Source organism: Nocardioides sp. (assembly GCF_036374615.1).
Taxonomy (GTDB): Bacteria; Actinomycetota; Actinomycetes; order Propionibacteriales; family Nocardioidaceae; genus Nocardioides.
On record NZ_DASUTK010000008.1, the window covers coordinates 1 to 22,769 of the forward strand.

General features: G+C 70.9%; 22 protein-coding genes. 15 read left to right on the forward strand and 7 right to left on the reverse strand.

Features of this window, described 5'->3' with window-relative positions; genetic code table 11:
• The 6 genes from VFZ39_RS00315 to ispG form a co-directional block, all read left to right on the forward strand.
• Positions 1-753, forward strand: a 753-nt coding sequence (locus tag VFZ39_RS00315; RefSeq protein WP_330863718.1) for a saccharopine dehydrogenase family protein, incomplete at its 5' end; no start/stop codon positions are given.
• Entirely contained in the window at positions 750-2,090 is a 1,341-nt protein-coding gene (gene gabT / locus VFZ39_RS00320) for a 4-aminobutyrate--2-oxoglutarate transaminase (RefSeq protein ID WP_330863719.1), read from the forward strand. The genes VFZ39_RS00315 and gabT, both read left to right, overlap by 4 nt.
• A 131-nt stretch (positions 2,091-2,221) precedes the next feature.
• Positions 2,222-2,986, forward strand: coding sequence for an aminoglycoside adenylyltransferase domain-containing protein (locus VFZ39_RS00325; protein ID WP_330863720.1), 765 nt, complete (start codon positions 2,222-2,224; stop codon positions 2,984-2,986).
• 88 nt (positions 2,987-3,074) lie between these two features.
• On the forward strand, positions 3,075-4,184 hold the full coding sequence (gene dxr / locus VFZ39_RS00330) for a 1-deoxy-D-xylulose-5-phosphate reductoisomerase (RefSeq protein WP_330863721.1): 1,110 nt from the start codon (positions 3,075-3,077) through the stop codon (positions 4,182-4,184).
• Complete coding sequence (locus VFZ39_RS00335) at positions 4,181-5,554, forward strand: M50 family metallopeptidase (RefSeq protein ID WP_330863722.1); 1,374 nt, start codon at positions 4,181-4,183, stop codon at positions 5,552-5,554. Before dxr ends, VFZ39_RS00335 begins: the two co-directional genes overlap by 4 nt.
• 61 nt (positions 5,555-5,615) lie before the next feature.
• Positions 5,616-6,767 (forward strand): flavodoxin-dependent (E)-4-hydroxy-3-methylbut-2-enyl-diphosphate synthase, encoded by a 1,152-nt coding sequence (ispG, locus tag VFZ39_RS00340; RefSeq protein ID WP_330863723.1) that lies wholly within the window; start codon positions 5,616-5,618, stop codon positions 6,765-6,767.
• A gap of 6 nt (positions 6,768-6,773) precedes the next feature.
• On the opposite strand, the gene VFZ39_RS00345 is transcribed toward ispG, so the two are convergent.
• Together VFZ39_RS00345 and VFZ39_RS00350 are read right to left on the reverse strand one after the other, a co-directional pair.
• Complete coding sequence (locus VFZ39_RS00345; RefSeq protein ID WP_330863724.1) at positions 6,774-7,703, reverse strand: SDR family oxidoreductase; 930 nt, start codon at positions 7,701-7,703, stop codon at positions 6,774-6,776.
• Positions 7,704-7,759: 56 nt separating this feature from the next.
• Positions 7,760-8,428 (reverse strand): TetR/AcrR family transcriptional regulator, encoded by a 669-nt coding sequence (locus VFZ39_RS00350; protein WP_330863725.1) that lies wholly within the window; start codon positions 8,426-8,428, stop codon positions 7,760-7,762.
• 115 nt (positions 8,429-8,543) lie between these two features.
• Between VFZ39_RS00350 and VFZ39_RS00355 the strand changes: the two genes are divergently transcribed.
• From VFZ39_RS00355 to VFZ39_RS00370, 4 genes are all read left to right on the forward strand, one after another.
• Positions 8,544-9,575, forward strand: coding sequence for an NAD(P)-dependent alcohol dehydrogenase (locus tag VFZ39_RS00355; RefSeq protein ID WP_330863726.1), 1,032 nt, complete (start codon positions 8,544-8,546; stop codon positions 9,573-9,575).
• 142 nt (positions 9,576-9,717) lie between these two features.
• On the forward strand, positions 9,718-10,404 hold the full coding sequence (locus VFZ39_RS00360; protein WP_330863727.1) for a DUF4386 domain-containing protein: 687 nt from the start codon (positions 9,718-9,720) through the stop codon (positions 10,402-10,404).
• Between the two features lie 14 nt (positions 10,405-10,418).
• The gene (locus tag VFZ39_RS00365; RefSeq protein ID WP_330863728.1) at positions 10,419-11,255 is read left to right on the forward strand and encodes an SDR family NAD(P)-dependent oxidoreductase; all 837 of its coding nucleotides are present in this window, start codon (positions 10,419-10,421) and stop codon (positions 11,253-11,255) included.
• A gap of 87 nt (positions 11,256-11,342) precedes the next feature.
• Positions 11,343-12,188: a GNAT family N-acetyltransferase gene (locus VFZ39_RS00370; RefSeq protein ID WP_330863729.1), complete on the forward strand. Its 846-nt coding sequence runs from the start codon at positions 11,343-11,345 to the stop codon at positions 12,186-12,188.
• Positions 12,189-12,200: 12 nt separating this feature from the next.
• Here VFZ39_RS00370 and VFZ39_RS00375 read toward each other — a convergent pair whose 3' ends face one another.
• The 3 genes from VFZ39_RS00375 to VFZ39_RS00385 form a co-directional block, all read right to left on the reverse strand.
• Complete coding sequence (locus tag VFZ39_RS00375; RefSeq protein ID WP_330863730.1) at positions 12,201-12,674, reverse strand: calcium-binding protein; 474 nt, start codon at positions 12,672-12,674, stop codon at positions 12,201-12,203.
• Positions 12,675-12,762: 88 nt separating this feature from the next.
• A complete protein-coding gene (locus VFZ39_RS00380; RefSeq protein WP_330863731.1) occupies positions 12,763-15,837 on the reverse strand; it encodes a tetratricopeptide repeat protein in 3,075 nt (1,024 codons plus the stop codon).
• A gap of 123 nt (positions 15,838-15,960) precedes the next feature.
• A complete protein-coding gene (locus VFZ39_RS00385) occupies positions 15,961-16,932 on the reverse strand; it encodes a hypothetical protein (RefSeq protein WP_330863732.1) in 972 nt (323 codons plus the stop codon).
• 128 nt (positions 16,933-17,060) lie between these two features.
• Here VFZ39_RS00385 and VFZ39_RS00390 point away from each other — a divergent pair, with 128 nt between their 5' ends.
• The 3 genes from VFZ39_RS00390 (at position 17,061) to VFZ39_RS00400 (ending at position 20,577) form a co-directional block, all read left to right on the forward strand.
• Positions 17,061-18,830, forward strand: a complete 1,770-nt coding sequence (locus tag VFZ39_RS00390; protein WP_330863733.1) for a proline--tRNA ligase — start codon at positions 17,061-17,063, stop codon at positions 18,828-18,830.
• 1 nt (position 18,831) lies between these two features.
• Entirely contained in the window at positions 18,832-19,536 is a 705-nt protein-coding gene (locus VFZ39_RS00395) for an HAD family hydrolase (RefSeq protein ID WP_330863734.1), read from the forward strand.
• Positions 19,537-19,653: 117 nt separating this feature from the next.
• Positions 19,654-20,577, forward strand: a complete 924-nt coding sequence (locus VFZ39_RS00400) for a zinc metalloprotease (protein ID WP_330863735.1) — start codon at positions 19,654-19,656, stop codon at positions 20,575-20,577.
• Positions 20,578-20,784: 207 nt separating this feature from the next.
• Here the strand turns inward: VFZ39_RS00400 and VFZ39_RS00405 are convergent, their stop codons facing one another.
• Together VFZ39_RS00405 and VFZ39_RS00410 are read right to left on the reverse strand one after the other, a co-directional pair.
• Entirely contained in the window at positions 20,785-21,207 is a 423-nt protein-coding gene (locus tag VFZ39_RS00405) for a DUF4439 domain-containing protein (protein ID WP_330863736.1), read from the reverse strand.
• Positions 21,204-21,761: a hypothetical protein gene (locus VFZ39_RS00410; protein WP_330863737.1), complete on the reverse strand. Its 558-nt coding sequence runs from the start codon at positions 21,759-21,761 to the stop codon at positions 21,204-21,206. The genes VFZ39_RS00405 and VFZ39_RS00410 overlap by 4 nt, the downstream gene beginning before the upstream one ends.
• 86 nt (positions 21,762-21,847) lie before the next feature.
• Here VFZ39_RS00410 and rimP point away from each other — a divergent pair, with 86 nt between their 5' ends.
• Together rimP and VFZ39_RS00420 are read left to right on the forward strand one after the other, a co-directional pair.
• Entirely contained in the window at positions 21,848-22,357 is a 510-nt protein-coding gene (gene rimP, locus VFZ39_RS00415) for a ribosome maturation factor RimP (RefSeq protein ID WP_330863738.1), read from the forward strand.
• A gap of 1 nt (position 22,358) precedes the next feature.
• On the forward strand, positions 22,359-22,769 hold a 411-nt coding region (locus VFZ39_RS00420; protein ID WP_330863739.1), incomplete at its 3' end, for a NusA N-terminal domain-containing protein.

Here is a 22,769-nt window from a genome sequence, read left to right on the forward strand (position 1 = left end):
TTCTCCGACATCGACGAGCTGGGCACCCGGGACGGCGCCAACCTGGTCGTGACCGACGACGACGGCAACGAGATCTTCGCGCCGTCGTTCTCGATGTGGACCACGATCGAGGAGTGCCTCAACCCGCCGGTGATCTGGGAGCGCGCGAGCGTGGACGTCGACGGCGGCTGGTTCACCACCGAGCCGTTCAGCGAGCCCGAGGTGTTCGACTTCCCAGAAGGCATCGGTCCGGTGGAGTGCGTCAACGTCGAGCACGAGGAGGTGCTCCTCATGCCGCGCTGGGTCGACTGCAAGCGGGTGACGTTCAAGTACGGCCTGGGCGACGAGTTCATCAACATCCTCAAGGTGCTGAACACCCTCGGCCTCGACCGCACCGAGAAGGTGCGCGTGAAGGGTGTTGAGGTGAGCCCGCGTGACGTCGTGGCGGCGGTGCTGCCCGACCCCGCCACCGTGGGCCCCCGGATGACGGGCAAGACCTGCGCGGGACTGTGGGTGACCGGTACCGGCACCGACGGCCGGCCCCGCTCGACGTACCTCTACCACGTCGTCGACAACGACTGGGCGATGACGGAGTACGGCCACCAGTGCGTCGTCTGGCAGACGGCCGTCAACCCCGTGATCGCCCTCGAGCTGCTGGCGAACGGCACCTGGTCGGGCTCGGGAGTCCTCGGGCCCGAGGCGTTCGACGCCGTGCCGTTCCTCGACCTGCTGACCGCCTACGGCTCGCCGTGGGGGATGAAGGAGCTGACATGACATCGCCTACCGGCGGACCCGCCCTGCCGCAGCAGCGCCGCCTCGTCACGGAGATCCCGGGGCCGGCCTCGGTCGCCGCCCTGGAGCGCAAGCGCACCCATGTCGCCGACGGGGTCGGCACCGTGCTGCCGGTCTTCGTGACCGCCGCGGGCGGTGGCGTGATCGTCGACGCCGACGGGAACTCCCTGATCGACCTCGGGTCGGGCATCGCCGTCACGTCGGTCGGGAACGCCGCCCCCGCAGTCGCCCGGCGCGTGCACGAGCAGGTCGACGCGTTCACCCACACCTGCTTCATGGTCACGCCGTACGACGGCTACGTGGATGTCTGCGCGGCGCTGGCGGAGGTGACGCCCGGCGACCACGCCAAGAAGTCGGCGCTCTTCAACTCCGGCGCCGAGGCGGTCGAGAACGCCGTCAAGATCAGTCGCGTCGCGACCGGGCGGGACGCGGTCGCGGTGTTCGACCACGCCTACCACGGTCGCACCAACCTGACGATGGCGATGACGGCGAAGAACATGCCCTACAAGCACGGCTTCGGTCCGTTCGCCGGAGAGATCTACCGGGCGCCGCTGTCGTACCCGCTGCGCGACGGGCTGTCGGGCGAGGCAGCGGCCGCTCGCGCGATCGACGTGCTCGACAAGCAGGTCGGCGCCGACAACCTCGCGTGCGTCGTGATCGAGCCGATCCTGGGTGAGGGCGGCTTCGTGGTCCCCGCTCCCGGGTTCCTGCCCGCGCTGGCCGAGTGGTGCCGCGCGAACAGTGTCGTGTTCGTCGCCGACGAGATCCAGTCGGGCTTCTGCCGCACCGGTGACTGGTTCGCGTGCGACCACGAGGGGGTCGTCCCTGACCTGGTCACCACTGCGAAGGGCATCGCCGGCGGGCTCCCGCTGGCCGCGGTCACCGGCCGCGCCGAGCTGATGGACAGCGTCCACGCCGGCGGCCTCGGCGGCACCTACGGCGGCAACCCGATCGCGTGCGCCGCGGCCCTTGGCGCCCTGGAGGAGATGCGCACGCACGACCTCGCCGCGCGGGCGCGCGAGATCGGTGCCCAGATGACTGCCCACCTGGAGAAGCTGCGTGCGAACCACCCCGTGATCGCGGACATCCGTGGTCGCGGGGCCATGATGGCGATCGAGCTGTGCACCCCGGGCACGACCGAGCCCGACGCGGCTCGGGCAGCCGCGGTGAACGCCGCCTGCCACCAGGCGGGCGTCGTCACCCTGACCTGCGGCACCTGGGGCAATGTCTTCCGGTTCCTGCCGCCGCTGTCGATCTCCGACGACCTGCTCGACGAGGCGTTCGGCGTGGTCGGGGAGGCCTTCGCGACCACGGCCTGATCTCCGGGTCTGCCGTTTGGACACAAACGGCAGCGACAGCTGCCGTGGCCGGTGAGCAACCCTGCTCCGCCCTCAACGCGACACGTGCGTGTGTGTTCCGTTGGGCGCTCTTCGGCTGATAGGAAGCCGAGATGAGCAGCGTCGAGGAGGCAGCAGTTGCGGCGGTGAAGCAACTGGCCGACTCGTGCGCTGACATCCTGCAAGCGACCTTGGTCTCAGCGATCCTCCACGGGTCTCTGACCATGGACGACTTTCGACCGGGAAAGAGTGACCTTGATCTGCTCCTCGTCGTGGAGCGCGGCCTGACGGCGACCCAGGCCGATGCGCTCGTCGAGGCCGTTCGCGGCGCCGACCTGGGTCCGGCAGCGGGCGTCGACCTGCTGGTCGTGACCCGACGGACGGCCGAATCGCCTGCCGATTCCCCCGGTAGAGAGCTCATGGTCGGGCACTGGCCAGGCTCAGGCGAGGAGCTGGAGGTCGAAGGTCGCGACGGCTGTGTGCCGGACCTGTGGCCGGAGCTGTCCGAGGCCCGGGCCAACGGACGCTCGCTCCTGGGTCCGGAGCCACGTCGTGTCCTCGGTGAAGTACCAGCGGACCGTGTTCGCGCCAACGGCACTGCCTGGCTTCGAACCTGGCTCGAGCGGATCGACGACGACCAGAACGCGGTTCACATGGTGGTGACAGCGTGTCGGATGTGGATCTTCGCGGTGTCCGGTGAGCACACGTCCAAGACGTACGCCGCCCGTTGGGCCCTCGAACGAGACCCCTCCCTGAGCGGCGTCGAGCTTGCTCTCGCTGCACGCACCACGTCCGCCGTACCGCGCATCGCACCTCACCAGGTCGAGAGAGTCCTGCTCCGAGTACTTCGCGACCTCGAAGCGGACGCTCAAGCCTGAGAGGACCCCGGCGGCTTCGTCCGCTCTTCCGGCCAGCTCGAGCCCGGGCGTCCAGCCGCGCCGGTCGCGACGCTGCGAGGATGGTGGCGTGCAGCGACGTGACGTGGTGGTGCTCGGGTCGACCGGATCGATCGGGACCCAGGCCCTCGACCTGGTGCGCGACAACCCCGACCGCTTCCGGGTCGTCGGGCTGACCGCCGGCGGCTCGAACCCAGAGCTCTTCGAGCGGCAGGTGGCCGAGTTCGGCCCGTCCGTGTCGGGGCTGGGGGAGGACGCCAGCGTCGCGGCCGCCAGGATGGAGGCCGACGTGGTGCTCAACGGCATCACCGGCGCCGTCGGGCTCAGGCCCACGCTCGCGGCGCTCGAGGCGGGCACCACGCTCGCGCTCGCCAACAAGGAGAGCCTGATCATCGGTGGTCCGCTGGTCCACGACATGGCACGACCAGGGCAGATCGTGCCGGTCGACAGCGAGCACAGTGCGATTGCGCAGAGCCTGCGCGCCGGCTCCGCCGGAGAGGTACGACGTCTGGTGCTCACGGCGAGTGGCGGCCCGTTCCGCGGCCGCACCCGCGACCAGCTGGCGGACGTGACGCCGGAGGAGGCGCTGGCCCACCCGAACTTCGCCATGGGGCGGGTGATCACGACCAACTCCGCCACCCTTGTCAACAAGGGGCTCGAGGTGATCGAGGCCCATCTGCTGTTCGACGTACCGTTCGACGCGATCGACGTGGTCGTCCACCCCCAGCAGCTGATCCACTCGATGGTGGAGTTCGTCGACGGCGCCGTGGTCGCCCAGCTCGGCCTGCCGACGATGCTGGTGCCGATCTCGCTCGGCCTCGGTTGGCCGGACCGGGTGCCCGACGCCGAGACCCCGATCGACTGGAGCAAGGGCGCCGACTGGCGCTTCGAGCCGCTCGACAACGAGGCGTTCCCGGCCGTCGCACTGGCTCGCGAGGCGGGCCTGCGCGGCGGCACCGCGCCGGCGGTGTACAACGCGGCGAACGAGGTGTGCGTGGATGCGTTCCACGAGGGCAGGTTGCGGTTCGTCGACATCGTGCCGACTGTCGCTGCGGTGCTGAGGGAGCACGACGTACCCTCGAGGGAGCAGCTCACCGTCGACGGCGTCCTCGCCGCCGACACGTGGGCACGCACCACCGCCGCCGCTCACATCGAGCCCACGACCGAGGACCCGACATGACCGCCGTCTACTACACGCTGGGCGTGGTGATCTTCGTGGTCGCCATCCTCGCGTCGATCGGGCTGCACGAGTTCGGGCACCTGATCCCGGCGAAGAAGTTCGGCGGCAAGGTCACCCAGTGGTTCATCGGCTTCGGGCCCACCGTGTGGAGCAAGCAGGTCGGCGAGACCGAGTACGGCGTCAAGGCGATCCCGCTCGGCGGCTACGTGAAGATCGTCGGGATGCTGCCCCCGGGCGCCGACGAGCTCGACGAGGACCGCGAGCACCCCGTGTTCGACGAGGACGGCAACCGGGTGATCCGGCTGCGACGCTCCAACACCGGGATGTTCACCCAGCTGATCTCCGACGCCCGCGCCGCGGAGGAGGAGCACATCAAGCCAGGGGACGAGGACCGGCTCTTCTACAAGCTCGCCTGGTGGAAGAAGGTCATCGTCATGGCCGGCGGGCCGACCGTGAACATCCTGATCGCGTTCCTGATCTTCGCCCCGATCTTCGCGCTCTACGGCAACCCGGACCCCGAGGAGGCCCTGGTCAAGCCGGTGGTCGACGAGGTCGCGCCCTGCATCGTGCCCGCCGCGGAGGACGGCCGGGCCTGCACCGCCGCAGAGCTGCGCGACAAGCCCACGCCCGCCAGCGAGGCCGGGCTGGAGCCGGGTGACCGGTTCGTGGCGTTCAACGGTCAGCGGATCACCGACTGGGAACAGCTGCAGCGGCTGATCCGCGGCAACGACGACGGCGCTGCCGAGATCGTGGTGCTCCGCGATGGTGAGCGTGTGACGGTGAACACCAACACCACCGTCGAGCTCCGGCCCACGAGCATCACCGACGACACGCTGGTCCAGGTCGGCTTCCTCGGCGTCGTACCGGAGGCGGAGCTGCGCACCGGCGGCGTGCTCTACACGGTCGACCGGATGGGCCACATGACGGTCGCCACGGTCCAGGCGCTCGGCACGCTGCCGGTCAAGGTGTGGGGCGTGGCCCAGGCGATCGTCGGCGCCGAGGAACGGGCGAAGGACAGCCCGGTCAGCATCGTCGGCGGCGGGCGGTTCGCCGGTGAGCTGGCTTCGGCCGAGGACTTCCCGGTCCGCGAGAAGACCATCTCGCTGCTGCTGCTGGTCGCCGGCTTCAACTTCTTCATCGGGATGTTCAACTTCGTCCCGCTGCTGCCGCTGGACGGCGGGCACATCGCGGGTGCCCTGTACGAAGGCATCCGCCGCGGGATCGCACGGGTGCTCGGCCGCCCCGACCCCGGGTACGTCGACGTCGCCAAGCTGCTCCCGATCGCCTACGTGATGGCGTCGGTGATCCTGGTGCTCGGCGTGGTCCTGATCGTCGGGGACCTCGTGGTGCCGCTCAGTCTCGAGTCATGACCCCGTTGGTCGAGGAGGGCGCGCAGCGCCCGTCTCGAAACCCACGGCTAACCTGGGTGGCATGACCGCGATCGACCTGGGCATGCCTGCCGCCCCGCCGCCGGTGCTCGCACCGCGCCGTCCGACCCGACAGATCCAGGTCGGGAAGGTGGGCGTCGGCAGCGACCACCCGATCTCGGTGCAGTCGATGACGACCACGCTCACCTCCGACATCAACTCCACGCTCCAGCAGATCGCCGAGCTGACCGCCTCGGGCTGCGACATCGTGCGGGTCGCGTGCCCGAGTGCCGACGACGCGGAGGCACTGCCGGCGATCGCCCGCAAGAGCCAGATCCCGGTCATCGCCGACATCCACTTCCAGCCGAAGTACGTCTTCGCCGCCATCGAGGCCGGTTGTGCCGCCGTCCGCGTCAACCCCGGCAACATCCGGAAGTTCGACGACCAGGTCAAGCAGATCGCCCAGGCGGCGAAGGACCACGGCACCTCGATCCGGATCGGCGTCAACGCGGGCAGCCTCGACAAACGGCTGCTGGAGAAGTACGGCAAGGCCACGCCCGAGGCCCTGGTCGAGTCCGCAGTCTGGGAGGCCGGCCTCTTCGAGGAGCACGACTTCCACGACTTCAAGATCTCCGTCAAGCACAACGACCCGATCGTGATGGTGCGTGCGTACGAGCTGCTCGCGGAGGCCGGCGACTGGCCCCTCCACCTCGGCGTCACCGAGGCCGGCCCGGCGTTCCAGGGCACCATCAAGTCCTCCGTCGCGTTCGGCGCCCTGCTCAGCAAGGGGATCGGTGACACGATCCGGGTCAGCCTGTCCGCGCCGCCGGTGGAGGAGGTCAAGGTCGGACTGCAGATCCTGGAGTCGCTCAACCTGCGGCCGCGCCGACTCGAGATCGTGTCCTGCCCCTCGTGCGGCCGGGCGCAGGTCGACGTGTACAAGCTCGCCGACGAGGTCACGGCAGGTCTGGACGGCCTCGAGGTACCGCTGCGGGTCGCCGTCATGGGCTGCGTCGTCAACGGCCCGGGCGAGGCGCGCGAGGCCGACCTCGGGGTCGCGTCCGGCAATGGCAAGGGCCAGATCTTCGTCAAGGGCGAGGTGATCAAGACCGTGCCCGAGAGCCAGATCGTGGAGACCCTGATCGAGGAGGCGATGCGGATCGCCGAGGGCATGGATCCCGTCGAAGGCGGCCAGGCGAGCGTCTCCGTGTCATGAGGTGGGTCAGCGGTAGCCGGTCACGTCCACGTGGCCGTGGTCGAACCCGTGGTCGGCGATCAGCCGCCAGCAGTCCGGGCGTGAGCCGTCGACGTCGGTGAGGCCGTACGTCGCCGCCAGGTCGTACGACGTGAGCGACTGCCCCGCCCAGCGGCCGTGGCCAGGGTCACCCGCCAGCGCGGCGACCCCGCGCCCGACGTATGCGGGGGACTCGCTGATCGCGAACCCCGGCACCTTGTCCAACGCATCGCGCCAGTTGTCCTCGCGCACACCGAAGTGCTCGAGCATCGCCTCGGACCGGATCCAGCCCGGTGTGACCGCGAGCGCTGTCACCGGGTGCTCGCGCAGCTCGTGGGTCAGGCCGACCACGATCCGCTGGACACACGCCTTCACGAAGTCGTAATAGAAGCCGACACCCGCCCGGAACTCGCGGTTCGCCTCGAACGTGCCGTCGGTCATCTCCACCACCAGACCGGGCGAGGCGGCGGTCGTCGACCGCAGCATGAGCGGCAGCGCGTGGTGCGCGGTCACGAGGTGGGTGCGCACTCCCATCCCGACCATCCGCCAGCCGCCCTCGAGGTCGTGCTCCCACAACGGCTTCTCCCACTGGGCGTAGCGGTCGCCGCCGAAGATGTCGTTCACGAGCACGTCCAGCCGCCCCTGCTCCTGCTCGATCCTCGCGACCAGACCAGCCACCTCTGAGCTGTCCTCGTGATCGACGACCAGGGCGGTGCCACGACCGCCGGCCGCCTCGATCAGGTCGCCCGTCTCCTCGATCGTCTCCGGGCGGCCGATCTCGGAACGCCCGCTCGTGCGGCTCGAGCGCCCGGTGGCGTACACGTGGAATCCCGCCCGACCGAGCTCGACGGCGATCGCGCGACCGCAGCCGCGGGTGGCGCCGGCGACGAGGGCGACGCGTTGGCTGGTGTCCGTCATGTCCCGAGCACATCACGCTCGCGACGCCGACACTTGACCGTGCTTGCTCGGCCGCGTCAGCCGAGACGCCGAACGAGTGCGTCGAGGATCAGGTCGAGCCCCCACGTGAACTCGTCACCGAAGTCGTAGCCGGGCCGGAGGTAGTAGTCGGTGGCCATCTCCACCATGTGGGGGTACTCGCCCGTGGCGAACTGCTCCATGATCGGCTCCGCGACGTCCGCGACCGTGTCAGCGCCCTCGAAGGGCAGTCCGATCTCCTGGAGGGCGAAACCGTAGACGTAGCTGTCGATCAGGGCGTACGCGTGGGCGGTCAGCTCCTGCGAGAAGCCCGCGCCCCGAAGGGTGGCGATGACGGCGTCGTGGTGACGCAGCGTGGCGGGACCGGGGCTGGTCCGTGACTCCATCAGGCCGATCGCCCACGGATGGGAGCGGAGCGTGGTCCGGGTCGAGTCTGCTCGCCGGCGCATCTCCACCCGCCAGTCCCCGCCGGCCGCCGGCAGCTCGATCTCGCTGAAGACGAGATCGATGATGCCGTCGAGGATCTCGTCCTTGTTGGCGACGTAGTAGTAGACGGACATCGGCTTCACGCCGAGGCCCTGTGCGAGGGACCGGATCGTCAGGGAGTCGATGCCCCCCTCGTCCGCGATGGCCATGGCGCCCCGCAGCACGCGCTCGCGGCTGAGCCGCGGTCGTGCCACCCGGTCCTCGGTCGACCCTCGGGCCATGGGTGGCCCCCTCTCGCAAAGAAATCGGTCCGGCGATGGTGTGTTCGTACTTTGTACGGTACCTTAGCCGTACTAAGTACGACAGCAACCGACACACCGCGTCCTGAGGAGAGCCATGAGACCCGCCACCGAGCCCGGAGCCCCCGCCGCTGGAGGTGGGCACGCGGACACCGGTGAGATGCGAGCCGTCGTCCAGGACCGGTACGGCGAGTCCGGTGTCCTCAGGCTCGCGAGCATCGCCCGACCCGAGGTCGGCGAGCACGACGTCCTGGTCCGGGTGCACGCCGCCGGCCTCGACCGCGGGACCTGGCACCTGATGACCGGCAAGCCCTACCTGATGCGGATCGCCGGCCTCGGCCTCCGCGGACCCAAGGACCGGGTGCCCGGGCGCGACCTCGCCGGCACGGTCGCCGCCGTCGGTGCCGGCGTGACCAGGTTCGCGGTCGGCGACGAGGTGTACGGCGTGGGCCGCGGCTCGTTCGCGGAGTACGCCGTGGCCCCCGAGGACAAGCTGGCGCGCAAGCCCGCGAGCCTGTCGTTCGAGCAGGCCGCGGTGGTCCCGATCTCGGCCGCGACCGCACTCCAGGCGCTGACCGATCACGGTCGCCTCGAGCCCGGCCAGCGGGTGCTGGTCATCGGTGCATCCGGCGGGGTCGGGAGCTACGCCGTACAGCTCGCCACGGCCCTCGGGACCGAGGTCACCGGCGTTGCCAGCACGGCCAAGCTCGACCTGGTCCGTTCCCTGGGCGCGGAGCACGTCGTCGACTACACCAGCGAGGACTTCGCAGCGACCGGGCCCTACGACCTGGTGCTCGACATCGCCGGGAACCCCACGCTGCGGCGGCTCCGTCGAGCACTCGCGCCGAAGGGCACGGCGGTGATCGTCGGCGGCGAGGCCGGCGGAGACCTCACCGGGGGGATGAACCGCACGCTGCGTGCGCTCGCGCTCTCACCCTTCGTCTCCCAGCGGTTCGCGAACTTCATCAACAAGGAGCGAGCCAGCGACCTGGAGCGGCTCACTGGCTTCATCGACGCCGGCCAGGTGACGCCCAGCGTCGACCAGACCTATCCGCTCGACCAGGTGCCGGACGCCATGCAACGGCTGGTGGCCGGCCAGGTGCGCGGCAAGGTCGCCATCACCATCTGAGCACCTCCGGCGGGGTTCTCCGCCGGTCCAACACGAGACACGAGGTAGCCACGTGACCACGAGCGCCGCAGTACCGACCCGCGGCGGGCCCGCGGCCCGCGTCGGAATCACGCAGCAACCAGATCCGCCGACGGGGTCCCGGATGTGGTCGTCCCGGCTGATCGGAGGGCTGTTCCTCGCGGGATTCCTGGTCTACGGGACCGGATCGCTCCTGGTGAGCTCGGTGGTCGACGGCCCCACTTTCCTCGCGGACGTCGGCTCGATGCAGACCACCCTCGCGCTCGGCGCATTCCTCATGATCGCGACCACTGCCGTCGACATCGGCAAGGCCGTCATCTTCTTCCCGGTGCTCGAGCGTCACGGCAAGCGCACTGCGGTCGCCTACCTGGCCACCATGATCTTCGAGATGGCCCTGATGACCGTCGGGGTGCTCGCGCTGCTCATGATCATCCCGCTCGCCGACCAGGCCGCCGCCGGACAGCTCGACGGCGATGTCGCCCAGTCCCTCGGGTCGCTCGCAGTCGACGCGAACGAGACGGCCTACCAGATCGGCCAGCTCTCGCTCGCCTTCGGCGCGCTCTTCCTGGCCGCCCTGCTGTACCGCTCCGGCCTGGTGCCGAGGTGGCTGGCGGTCCTGGGGCTGGTCGGCTACGCGACCCACATGACCGGTGCCGCAACCGAGCTCTTCGGCCTCCCCCTCAGCCTCGTGCTCCTCATCCCGGGCGCCCTCTTCGAGCTGACCCTCGCGGTCTGGCTGCTCACCAAGGGATTCACGCCCGCGGCGTACGACGGACCGCCCGTGACCGTTACGACGACACAGCACGCCTGAAGACCATGACCTCGATGGCCGGCCGAACCGTCCTGATCACCGGTGGCACCGGCGGGATCGGCAAGGCCACGGCTCTGGGGCTGGCCAGGATGGGCGCGCACGTCGCGATCACCGGCAGGGACGCCGCCCGCGCCGACGACGCGGCGCGTGAGATCCGCTCCGCAACCGGGGCGCACGTCGACGTCTTCGTGGCCGACCTCTCCTCACAAGGGGAGGTACGCCGTCTGGCGGACGAAGCGCTCCTGCGGCTGGCACGCATCGATGTGCTGGTGAACAACGTCGGGGGCTACTGGAGCACCCGACATCGCACTGTCGACGGCCTGGAGCGGACGCTCGCCGTCAACCACCTCGCGCCGTTCCTGCTGACCGACCTGCTCCTCGCGCGTCTGGAGCAACGCGGCCAGGGTCGCGTGGTCACCGTGGCCTCCCACGCGCACGCGCAGGGTCGGATCGACTTCGAGGACCTGCAGGGGGAGCGCTCCTACTCCGGCGCCCGCGCCTACAACCAGTCGAAGCTCGCCAACGTCCTGTTCACCTTCGAGCTGGCCAGACGGCTCGACGGGAGCGGGGTCACGGCCAACGCCGTGCATCCCGGCGTCGTGAGCACCTCGTTCGGGGCCGAGGATCCGGGGCGGACGCAGCGGCTGCTCGTGCCCGTCCTGCGTCCGTTGATGAAGACGCCCGAGCGGGGTGCTGCGACCTCGATCCATGTGGCCTCCGCCGCCCAGCTCGACGGAGTCACCGGCCGCTACTTCAGCAACAGCCGTCCCCGCCGGTCGTCCCCGTCGAGCCGCGACCAGCCCGCAGCCGCGCGGTTGTGGCGCGTTAGCGCAGCGCTGGTGAGCTCGTAGGGAGGGTCACTGTGCCCGACCCGGCGCCCCACAACTTCTCAGCGGGACCCGGCCCGGTGGGGCACTCGCCCGCCGTAGGCTCCGGGTGTGCTGAGCACGCGTCACGGAGTGAAGGTGCTGGGCGCGTCCGACCTCGACGCGTTCCAGCGCCTCGCCGCGCGCGACCCCGTCGTCAACGTCTTCGCCGCCCATCGAGCGAGGGTCACGAACCTGGAGCCGCGCTGGCTGGGTGGCGAGGTGTGGGGCCGGTTCGATGACGGCGAGCTGCGGGCGGCGTGTCACGTCGGCGCCAACCTGGTGCCGGTGCAGGCCGACGCCGATGACGCCCGGGCCTTCGCCGAGCGAGCGCTCACCCGGCCGCGCACCGCCACCACGATCGTGGGGCCACTGCCCGCGGTGCGAGCGTTCTGGGACGTCGTCTCCGAGGCCTGGGGCACACCGCGTGACCAGCGTTGGAACCAGCCTCACCTGGAGATCGCGGCCGATCCGAAGGTGGCGCCGGACCCCTTGGTCCGCCGGACCACGCTCAACGAGGCCGAGGTGCTGTACCCCGCCTGCGTCGCCATGTACACCGAGGAGGTCGGCGTCAGCCCGGAGGCCTTCGGTGGCGCCGACTTCTACCGCACTCGGGTCCGCAACCTGGTGGCGCGCGGCTGGTCGTTCGCCCGGATCGAGGACGGGCAGGTCGTGTTCAAGGCAGAGGTCGCGTGCCTGTCGCCGCACGCTGCGCAGGTGCAGGGGGTGTACGTCGATCCCGACCGTCGCGGCCAGGGGCTCGGCACCGCTGGCATCGCCGCGGTGGTCAGGGCGATCCGGGCCGACCTCGCGCCCGTGGTGTCGCTCTACGTCAACGACTACAACGTGGCCGCCCGCCGGAGCTACGACCGTGTGGGGTTCCGGCAGACGGCCACGTTCGCGACCGTGATGTTCTGAGGTACCAGGGGGTCAGTGCTCGACCCGGAGCGTGGTGTCGTCCTGGCTCTTGTCCGGCATGCTGTCGTGCCCCTTGCCGCCGTCGACGTGGTCCTTGCCCTTGCCGCCGCGCAGCATGTCGCGGCCGTCGCCGCCCCAGATCTTGTCGTCGCCCGCGCCGCCGCTGACGTCGTCGTTGCCGTTGCCGCCGCCGAGGCAGTCCTTGCCGCCTCCGCCACGGATGTCGTCGCGCCCGTTCCCGCCGACGATCGTGTCGTCTCCGCCGAGACCGTTGATCGTGTCGTCACCGCCGTGGCCGTAGATCAGGTCGTCACCGGAGGTCCCGGTGAGCTGGTCGTCGCCGGGCGTGCCGTGGACGGCCGTGCCGCTGTCGCCGCAGTCGCCCTGGGCTCCCGCATCCTGCGCCGCAGCGAGCAGCGGAGGCGCGACGAGCGCGGCGAGCAGGCCGAGGACGACGGTGACGAGGGCTGTGCTGAGTCGTGTCATGGTTCCTCCTGGAACGTGCGGCCGACGGCCGCCGCGCCGCCCGGTGCGGCGCGAGAAGTCAGGGTGGCGAGGACGCATCAGTACCGCGTCACAACGCCATCGGTTGGACGTGCGCGCGTGGAAGCGGCCGGCTGCGAGGACGTCGCTCCAGGATCGTCGGATCCGGTCCTGGGGCGCCGATCTCCCGCATCGCCTCGGTCCACCGGCTGAACGCACGCCTGGCCTCGCCGTGCCGACCGGAGTCGACCAGGCTGGCCACCAGCAGCCGGTGGCTGGTGTCGTCGTACCGGTCGGCCGCGAGCAGCCGGACCAGCAGGCCCTGGTAGTCGCCCACCCGACCCGCCTTCCGGCGCAGTGCGGCGAGGCGACGCACCGAGCGTTGCCAGGCGGCCCGGACCTCCTCGCGGGCTGCGTCGGCCCACTCCTCACCCGGTTCGTCGTCGAAGGGCTCGCCTTGGAACCGCGCGTCGATGTCGGCCAGGATCTCCGCGGCTCGGTCGGTCTCGCCCGAGTCCATCAACCGCGCGGCGACCTCCGCGTCGCGGACCAGGACGTCGAGATCCAGGGTCACCGATCCCAGCTCCAGCCACACCCCGCTCGGGTCGGCGCCGACGAAGCGGTCGTTCGGCCACCGCCGCTCAGGATCCAGCACACCGCGCACCGTCGTGAGGAGGACCGAGAGTCGGTGCCCGGTCTTGCTCGGGTCGTCGTCGGGCCACAGCGCTTCACGGAGCCAGTCGCGGGTGACGGGACGCCCCCGCCGACCGGCCAGGATCTTCACCAACGTCCGGGCCTGGCGCGAGCGCCAGGCAGGCAGCGGCACCTCGGCACCCTCCACGGCGACCTGGAAACCGCCCAGGACGCTGATCGCCACCGGAGGTGCTCCCGTGGTCGAGACCGGGTGGCCGTGGACGTGCCGCACCCCGAGCCGCTGCAGCGTGCGGACGGCGTCGCGGGCGCGGGAGCGTTCGGTGCCGTCGGCGCCGTCGAGCCGGCCGATCTGGACCTCGACCCGAGCCGCGGCGGGGCTGGCTCCGCCCTCGCTCCAGATGGCCAGCGCCTCGGCGAGGTCGCGATGGGTGTCGTCGACGTGCTCACCGCATGCCGCTGACAGCTCCAAGGCATCGGCCAGCAGGTCGTAGGCCTGCAGCGCGCGGGCAGCTGCGACCGACCGGTGGGCGAGCTCCCGGGCGCCATGGTGGTCTCCGCGGCGCAGGGCTACCCAGCCGGCGGCGGTGAGCGCGAAGGGGAGATGCTCACCGGAGGCTTCGCGCATCGCTTCGTCGGCGGCGGCCTGCAACTGCTCGAGGCTCTCAGGTCGGTCGGTCCCCGTCGGCCACAACCGCGCGAGCCCCGCCAGGGCAGGCACGAGCACCTGGGTCTCACCGGACCCGCGGGCCAGCTCGACCGCCTCGAGGTAGCGCGCCCGCGCCCGCTGGTCGTGGCCGAGCCGGCGGTCGATCTCGGCCAGGCCCAGCAGGCCGAGCGCGGTGCGGCCGGTGCCGAGTCGCCGGCACAGGGCGACGGCCCGGAGCAGGTGCCAGCTCGCCTCGTCGTACTCGCCGCGCTCCATGAGCGCCTCGGCGAGGTTGTGCAGCGCGGCGGCTCGACGGCCGGTGGAGATGCCCAGGTCCGCGGCCTGGAGTGCCGCACGCGCGACGCGGGTGGCGTCGTCGTAGCGCGCGGTCGCCAGCAGCCGGCAGGACTGGTTCACCAGGATCCGGGAGGCGGTGATGACGTCACCCGCGATTGTGGCGGCACGCAGCGCGAACTCGTGGTGCGCCTCCTTGCGTTCCCCGTGGCTGACGCGGGCCATGGCGAGGTGGGCCGCGGCGACCGCCCGCGGTTCGCCGATGACCTCGGCGCGTGCGAGCACCTCCGCGGCATCGGTCTCGGCTTCGGCGCCCCTGCCGAGCGAACAGAGGACATGCACCCGCGACGACAGCAGCTCGACCGTCTCGACCTCGTCGTGCTCGGCGTCGACGACCTCATGGGAGGCAGCCTCGCCGCGGGCCAGCGTCTGGAGCGCGCTGTCCAGGCGGCCGGCGGCGTAGTCGACGGCGGCGACCCGAACGGCCAGGGCAGGTGTCCAACCGGCGTCGGCCGCGGCCTCCGCGGCCGCCACGAGCGGTCGGAAGGCGCGGCTGGCTCCGGCGAGGTTGCCACAGATCCTGTGCGCGTCGGCGAGGGTCATCCGGATCGCATCGGTCACGAGCTCGTCTGGGGCGGCCGCGACCAGCTCGATCACTCCGGCGGCGTTCCCGCCCCGCAGCATCTCCTCGCCCCGGTCGGCGACGAGTCCGAGCGCCCGGGCCAGGTCTCCCGCACGCACGTACGTCAAGGCGGCGCCGAACGGCAGACCGGATCCTGCCAACGCACCGGCAGCGGCACGCAGCGTCACCGCGGACGGCCCTTCGTCCTCAGGGAGCACGTCGGCGAGAACCGGAACGATCTCCACCAGTCCGTCCCGTCCCAGGCCGCGCAACGGCGTGAGGATGCCGAACGACGTGAGGTCGCCGGACCAGTCGCGCGGGCCGACGTCGAGAACGTCGGCGACCCGATCGAAGACTTCTGGCGCGAGCGGTCCCAGCCCCGCCAGGCCGGCCAGCAGGCGTCGCGCGTCCGGCCGCAGCGTCGGTAGCACCTCGCGCTGGACCCATCCCGTCGCGGGCGCGCCGCGCGACGAGAGCGCTGACCGGACGTCGACGTCGGGCCGGCGGGCGAGTTCCTCGGCTGCGAGGTGCACCAGGGTCGGCCAGCCGGCCGTGAGGGCGTGGACCTCGACCGGGACCTCCGGGTCTGCCACGCCGTACTCGTCCAGCAGCACGCGGCGGACGTCGTACGGCGACAGGCACAGGTCTTCGGGACCGCGTTCGCGCCCCCGCAGCTCGCGCGCCGCCACTGGTGGGAGCGGGTCGCGCGAGGCGACGACCAGGTGCGTGGTGGACCGGTGTGCGGCGACCGCCTCGAGCAACCCCTGCTGGTCGCGAGGGTCGAGCTCGTGGAGGTCGTCGATGCCCAGCCACCGAGACTCGGGCAACGAGTCGAGCGCCTCTCGGGCCGTCAGGACCAGCCCGTCCCGGGGCCGGGCGACCTCGAGCGCGGTGGACTTGCCGAAGCCGGCCGCGGCACGGAGGAGCACCAGATCCAGGGAGTGGGCCATGCCGCTCAGGAGCCGTGAGCCGACCCCCTGATACGCCTGCCTTCCGACCTGCCTCGTGTGCCTGAGAGTGCGCCAGGGCGCACTCTCAGGCACACGCCGCGGGTGTGCGGTGGGTCAGGGCGACTACGGGACAGCGCGTCGTAGCCGCGAGGCGCGCTCGCACACAGCGTCGGTGCAGCGGACGATGGCTGCCTTCCGCTTGCCGAACACGTGGAGGAGCACCGTGTCGGAGTCCTCGAACGCGATCCGGCCGAACCACACGGCGCGGTACTTGTCGAGGACCGTGCCGTCGACCTCGCGCACCTGGACCTCGCTGGGACCGATGCCGTCGGACAGCAGCGCGATCGTCGCGAGATGGCCGCCGTCGGCCGAGAACTCCGCCACCCGCAGCGAGCGGGAGCGCCACAGTCGGGTGTCGGTGTCAGAGAGGGTCGCCACGACGCTGCGGCCGCGGCGGTACGGGTCGCGGGTGTACCAGGCGACCCGGTCGGCCTCGATCGAGGCGGCGTAGCCGACCTTCTCCACAAGGATGCGGCGGCGGTCGGTGGTGGTGTTCCAGGACAGAGTTCGGTTGGGGCCCCAGGTGCCGAGGACGACCCGCCGGTCGTCCAGATCGAGCACGCTGGCCACACCGGCCACGACGCGGCTGGCCTGCAGCGTGCCGTCCGTGGCGTCGTACACCCGGACGGTCGACCTGCGACGGCCCTGCTGGACCGTGGCGAAGCGCGAGCCGTCGCCGGAGAGCACGGCGCTCGCGAGCACCGGACCGCCCCGGCGGAGCAGCGTCAGGTTCCCGTCGGGATCGACCAGGCGGATCTGGTATCGATTGCCGCTGCCCCAGGTCAGGATCAGGTAGTCCTCCCCGGATTCTCCCACCAGCCACATGTTCTTGACGTCGACGTAGACCCGGACGTCGCCGTCCAGGATCCGCTTCCGGTCCTGGAACGCGATCTGCGGATCGGCCCCCCGCGCCAGCGTGGACGGCTGGATCTCGACGACGTCCTGAGGTGCGGACGCGGCCGGCGTGGTGAGGCCGCCGGTCAGGACGGCGACCGTCGCGGCGGCCGCTCCGAGAGCGGCCAGCTTGATCTTCATGAGTGTCTCCCCCGAGCTCGTGAACCGGGGCCTTCCCGGTCTCGCCCCTCAGACGTGGTCGGGCAGCGAAAGGTTGCCGTCCATAACCAGGTCGAGTCGCGCACCACGTGACAAGTAGCCTTCCGCCCATGATCCTGCGGATGTCCAGCCTGTTCGTGCGCACCCTTCGCGACGACCCCGCGGACGCCGAGGTGTCGAGCCACCGGCTGTTGGTCCGGGCGGGGTACATCCGGCGGGCCGCGCCGGGCATCTACACCTGGCTGCCGCTGGGGCTGCGGGTGCTGCGCAAGATCGAGCAGGTCATCCGCGAGGAGATGGACGCCATGGGCGCCCAGGAGCTGCTGTTCCCGGCGCTGCTGCCCAAGGAGCCCTACGAGGCGAGTAATCGGTGGGTCGACTACGGCGACGGCATCTTCCGGCTCAAGGATCGCAAGGGCAACGACTACCTGCTCGGCCCCACCCACGAGGAGATGTTCACGCTCGTGGTGAAGGACCTGTACTCGTCGTACAAGGACCTGCCGCTGTGGATCTACCAGATCCAGAACAAGTACCGCGACGAGGCGCGTCCGCGAGCGGGCCTGCTGCGTGGCCGCGAGTTCGTCATGAAGGACTCCTACTCGTTCGACGTCGACGACGCCGGGCTGGAGCGCTCCTACCAGGCGCACCGCGAGGCGTACATCAAGATCTTCGACCGGCTCGGGTTCGAGTACGTCATCGTCAAGGCGACGTCCGGCGCGATGGGTGGCTCGGCGTCGGAGGAGTTCCTCGCGAAGGCCGACGTCGGCGAGGACACCTACGTGCGCTGCACGAGCTGTGACTACGCGGCGAACGTCGAGGCGGTCGAGGTGCGGGCTCCCGACCCCGTCCCGTACGACGACGTGCCTCCCGCGCACGCCGAGGACACCCCGAACACTCCGACCATCGAGACGTTGGTCGACCACCTCAACGAGGCCTTCCCGCGCGAGGACAGGAAGTGGCACGCCTCCGACACGCTCAAGAACGTGCTGGTCGTGCTCAAGCACGCCGACGGCACGCGCGAGCCGCTCGCCATCGGCGTCCCGGGCGACCGCGAGATCGACCTCAAGCGGCTGGCCGGCCAGCTCGAGCCCACCGAGGTCGAGCCGATGGACGACGAGGAGATGAAGCGCCACCCCGCCCTCGTGAAGGGCTACATCGGCCCGACCGCGCTGGGCCTGAACAGTGAGTCGGGCATCCGGTTCGCCGTCGACCCGCGCATCGTCGAGGGCACGCGGTGGGTCACCGGTGCCAACGTCGAGGGCTCGCACGTGATCGACCTGGTGGTGGGTCGCGACTTCACCCCCGACGGCACGATCGAGGCGGCCGAGGTCCGCGAGGGCGACCCCTGCCCGCGCTGCGACGGCACGCTCGAGGCGGCCCGCGGGATCGAGATGGGCCACATCTTCCAGCTCGGCCGCAATTACGCCGAGGCGCTCGGTCTCCAGGTCCTCGACGAGTCCGGGAAGCTGGTCACGGTGACCATGGGCTCCTACGGGATCGGGCCGTCGCGGGCGGTCGCGGCGATCGCGGAGAACACGCTCGACGACCTCGGGCTCTGCTGGCCGCGCGAGGTCGCGCCGGCGGACGTCCACCTGGTCGCCGCCGGCAAGGAGGGTGAGGTCTTCGAGACGGCCGCGCTGATCGCCGAGGGGCTCTCGGCGAAGGGCCTCGACGTGATCTACGACGACCGGACCGGCAAGGTGAGCCCCGGCGTGAAGTTCAAGGACGCCGAGCTGATCGGCGTGCCCACGATCGTCACCGTCGGGCGACGACTGGCCGACGGGGTGGTCGAGCTGCGGGACCGCGCCTCCGGCGAGAGGGAGGACGTGCCCGTCGCACAGGCGGTCGAGCGGATCACGGCCGTCGTCACCGGTGGTTGAGGTGCGAGCCGTCATCTTCGACTGGGGCGGCACGCTGACCCGCTGGCACGACATCGACTTCCACGCGGAGTCGGCCGCCCTCGCCGAGGCCGTCATCGACGCCGACCACCCGCCCGAGGAGATCACGGCGCGGTTGCTGGCGGCCGGCGACGCGATCTGGGGACGCAGCCGGGAGCAGCAGCGGAGTGCGACGATCGCCGACCTCTTCGACGAGGCCGGGCTCGCTCACGACCCGGAGCTGCTCTCGGCGTACCACGATTTCTGGGAGCCGCACACGAGCACCGACCCCGCTGTCGGGCCGATGTGGCGGGAGCTGCGGGACGCCGGCCTGAAGGTCGGCGTCCTGTCGAACACGGTGTGGCCACGGGAGTGGCATGAGGAGTTCTTCCGACGCGACGGCGTGCTCGACCTGGTCGACGGCGACGTGTACACGAGCGAGATCCCGTGGACCAAGCCGTCCCCGAGGGCCTTCGAGGCCGCGATGGCGGCGATCGGAGAGTCAGACCCGGCCCAGTGCGTGTATGTGGGCGACCGGCTGTTCGACGACATCTGGGGCGCTGCCAATGTCGGCATGCGGACCATCCATGTGCCGCACAGCGCGATCCCGGCGAGCCAGGTCGGCCACACGGAGGGGGAGCCGGACGCGGTCGCGCACGACTTGGCGGAGATCCCGGAGATCGTCCGCCGCTGGACCCCGACCGGCTGAAACTTCTTCGCCTCGCTTCTCGCCATCCGCCGATCCGTGCGGCAGGGTGTGGTCGCCGGTTCATCGGGGACCGGCGGCGGCCGCGTCCGCGCGGCCCGGACGAGAGGAAATCCAACGATGCGTGACACCGGACTGCGACGGCTCGGGACAGCAGCTGTCGGCGCCGTAATGATCGGACTCATGGGGCTGGCCGCCCCCGCCCAGGCGATGGACGTCGCCGGTGACCAGGCCTGCGTGGTCGTCGACGAGCACGGCCACAGCGACACGGCTCGCGGTGGCTTCGGCCCCGACACGCGGGCCGTCAGCGCGGCCGAGCAGCGTGCCATCACCCAGCGCACCCACCGCCTGCTCCGCGCCCAGCAGGACAGGCAAGCGGCCGCTTCCGTCACGGTTCCGGTCTACGTCCACGTGATGGCGGCCAAGAACGGCGCCGGTGACGTGACGAACGCGCAGATCGACCAGCAGGTCGCCGTCCTCAACACCACCTTCTCCGGCGACGAGAGCAGCAGCGCGGCGGACACGTCGTTCACCTTCTCGCTGGCTGGCGTCGACCGGTTCTACAACGACACCTGGCACCGGGACGGGGCGTCCAAGAAGTACCGCACGCAGACTCGCCAAGGCGGTGCCGACGCGCTGAACATCTGGCTGGTCGACTTCGGCTACCTCGGCATCGCGCAGTTCCCCTGGGACTACGCGAGGAACTCGGGCACCGACGGCGTGCGGGTGCACTACGGCTCCCTTCCCGGCGGCCCGATCCAGAACTACAACCTGGGCGAGACCGCGACGCACGAGGTCGGTCACTGGCTGGGGCTCTTCCACACCTTCCAGGGCGGTTGCACCCAGCTGAACGACGAGGTGGCGGACACCCCGGCCCAGAGCAGCCCGACCGAGGGTTGCCCTGCGGGCCGTGACTCATGCTCGCTGCCCGGCCTCGACCCGATCCACAACTACATGGACTACAGCTACGACTCCTGCTACACGCAGTTCACGCAGGGACAGAGCGGCCGGATGGACGACATGTGGGCGGCCTACCGCAGTTGACGCCCCCATCGGTGTCGGGCCCGCGGGTGCACGCCGCGGGCCCGATGCACGTGACGCAACACCTGCAGAAATGTGCAATGCAAATATGTGAGGAGCCCTACGGGTCGCGCTCTGACCTGCGGTGCTGCAGTCTTTTGCACGAGCCCCCGTTGGCCCCCACCCCGGCGGCTCGCACACCGGACAGGGGTTTCCGGTTCGCGGTCCGTGCTACTGCCGCAGACCGGGGAAGATCTCGGGACTTCCTCGGAATGCCAGCGCACGGACCGCGGTGCGTGTCAGGGCGTCGACCGCGAGCCTGCGGTCCGGACCGCTGGTCTGCTCCACCGTCCATGCGTACGTCGCCTCGCAACCGCGCTCGACCTCCAGGGCCGCCGCGGTGACGTCTGCGGGCGTGGCGAGCGGTGAGGGGAGCTCGTAGGCGGGCTCGGCCGCGACCGGCTCGCCGCCGGCCTCGCGCACCCGCGCGGTGAGCTCGTCGCGGAGGTCCCGATGAGCGTCGTGCGCGGCCACCACCTCGGCGTACAGGCCAGGGGTTGCTGAGAACGACGTCCGGGCACCCAGCGCACCGTAGATGTGGAGTGCGGCGTGCTCGGCCGCCAGGGCCGTCTGGAGCGCGTCGAGCGGAGTCATGCCCGGTCCTTGTCGACGGCGCTGTCAACGGTCTGGTCGAACGCCAGCCGCTGCGCGACCGCGGCGGACATGCTCGCCAGCAGGGCTGCGAGGGGTCCGCTTCGCGCCCCGACCGCCGCGTCCGCGAGCTGGACCTGCAGCGCCCGCTCGCTCCGCTTGACCGTCCGGCGGGCCGCTGCGGCGTCACCCCGGACATCGGTGCGAGCGACCTGCGGGTCATCGCCGGGCAGGGCCGCCAGGTGCTGGTCGTGCAGCCGGCGGTACGGCGCCAGCTCCCGTCGCAGTGCCGGCCGACCGCGCCCGGCGGCCGCGACCAGGCCGGCCGTCCCAGCGATCTCGGAACGGACCTGCGCCACGAGCGCCTCGTCGGGATCGGCAGCCGGCGTCGAGGTCGCTTCCGGCGTGCCGGACGGGGTCGGGGACGTGCTCGACGTGCCCGGTCCCTCGGCCCCCACCAGGTCGCAGCCGGCAACGGCGATCCCGGCCGCCACCACCGCCATCGGTGCCCCCAGGAGGCGCCGCCGGGTGGCGCGCGGTGGAGGGGTGCCGATCACCCGGCCGACCCTACTGGGCGGGACTCCCGGAGCTTCGCGGCCACCGCTATCGTGGGTGGTTCAACTGCACAAGGAGGTCGACGCCCGTGACCAGCGCCAGACGCGACGCCACTCGGGACCGCATCGAAGCGGAGCTCACCGACCCCTTGCGCGCCCTCGGTCTCGACATCGAAGCCGTCGAGATCACCCCTGCCGGAAAGCGCCGGATCCTCCGCGTTGCCGTGGACCAGGACGGGGGCGTCACCCTCGACGACGTCGCAGCCGCGACCCGTGAGGTCTCGCAGGTGCTCGACGCCTCCGACGTGATGGGCGAGCAGCCCTACACGCTCGAGGTCACCTCCCGCGGCGTGGACCGGCCGCTGACCCTGCCTCGCCACTGGCGGCGCAACGCCGACCGGCTGGTCAAGGTGACCACGACCGGCGGTGAGGTGCTCACCGGCCGGATCCTCGGCTCCGACGAGGAGTCGGTCGAGGTGGACGTCTCCGGCAAGAAGCAACGACTCGCCTTCGCCGACGTGGCGAAGGCGTTGGTCCAGATCGAGTTCAACCGTCCCGGTGCCAGGGCCACGGGCAGATCCACCGGCAAGGAGGCCTGACATGGACATCGACCTGAGCATCCTCAGGACGCTCGAGCGCGAGAAGGAGATCTCCTTCGAGGTCCTGGTCGAGGCCATCGAGCAGGCGCTGCTCACGGCGTACCACAAGACTCCCGGTGCCCAGGAGCAGGCGCGGGTGGAGCTCGACCGCAAGTCCGGGCACGTCACGGTCTTTGCCGCCGAGCTGAACGAGGAGGGCGAGAAGGTCGGGGAGTACGACGACACGCCAGACGGGTTCGGCCGGATCGCGGCGACCACCGCGAAGCAGATCATGTTGCAGCGGCTCCGCGACGCCGAGGACGACATCAGGTTCGGCGAGTTCTCCGGCAAGGAGGGCGACATCATCTCCGGGGTCATCCAGCAGGGCCGCAACCCCGACGACGTGATGGTCGACCTCGGCAAGCTCGAGGCG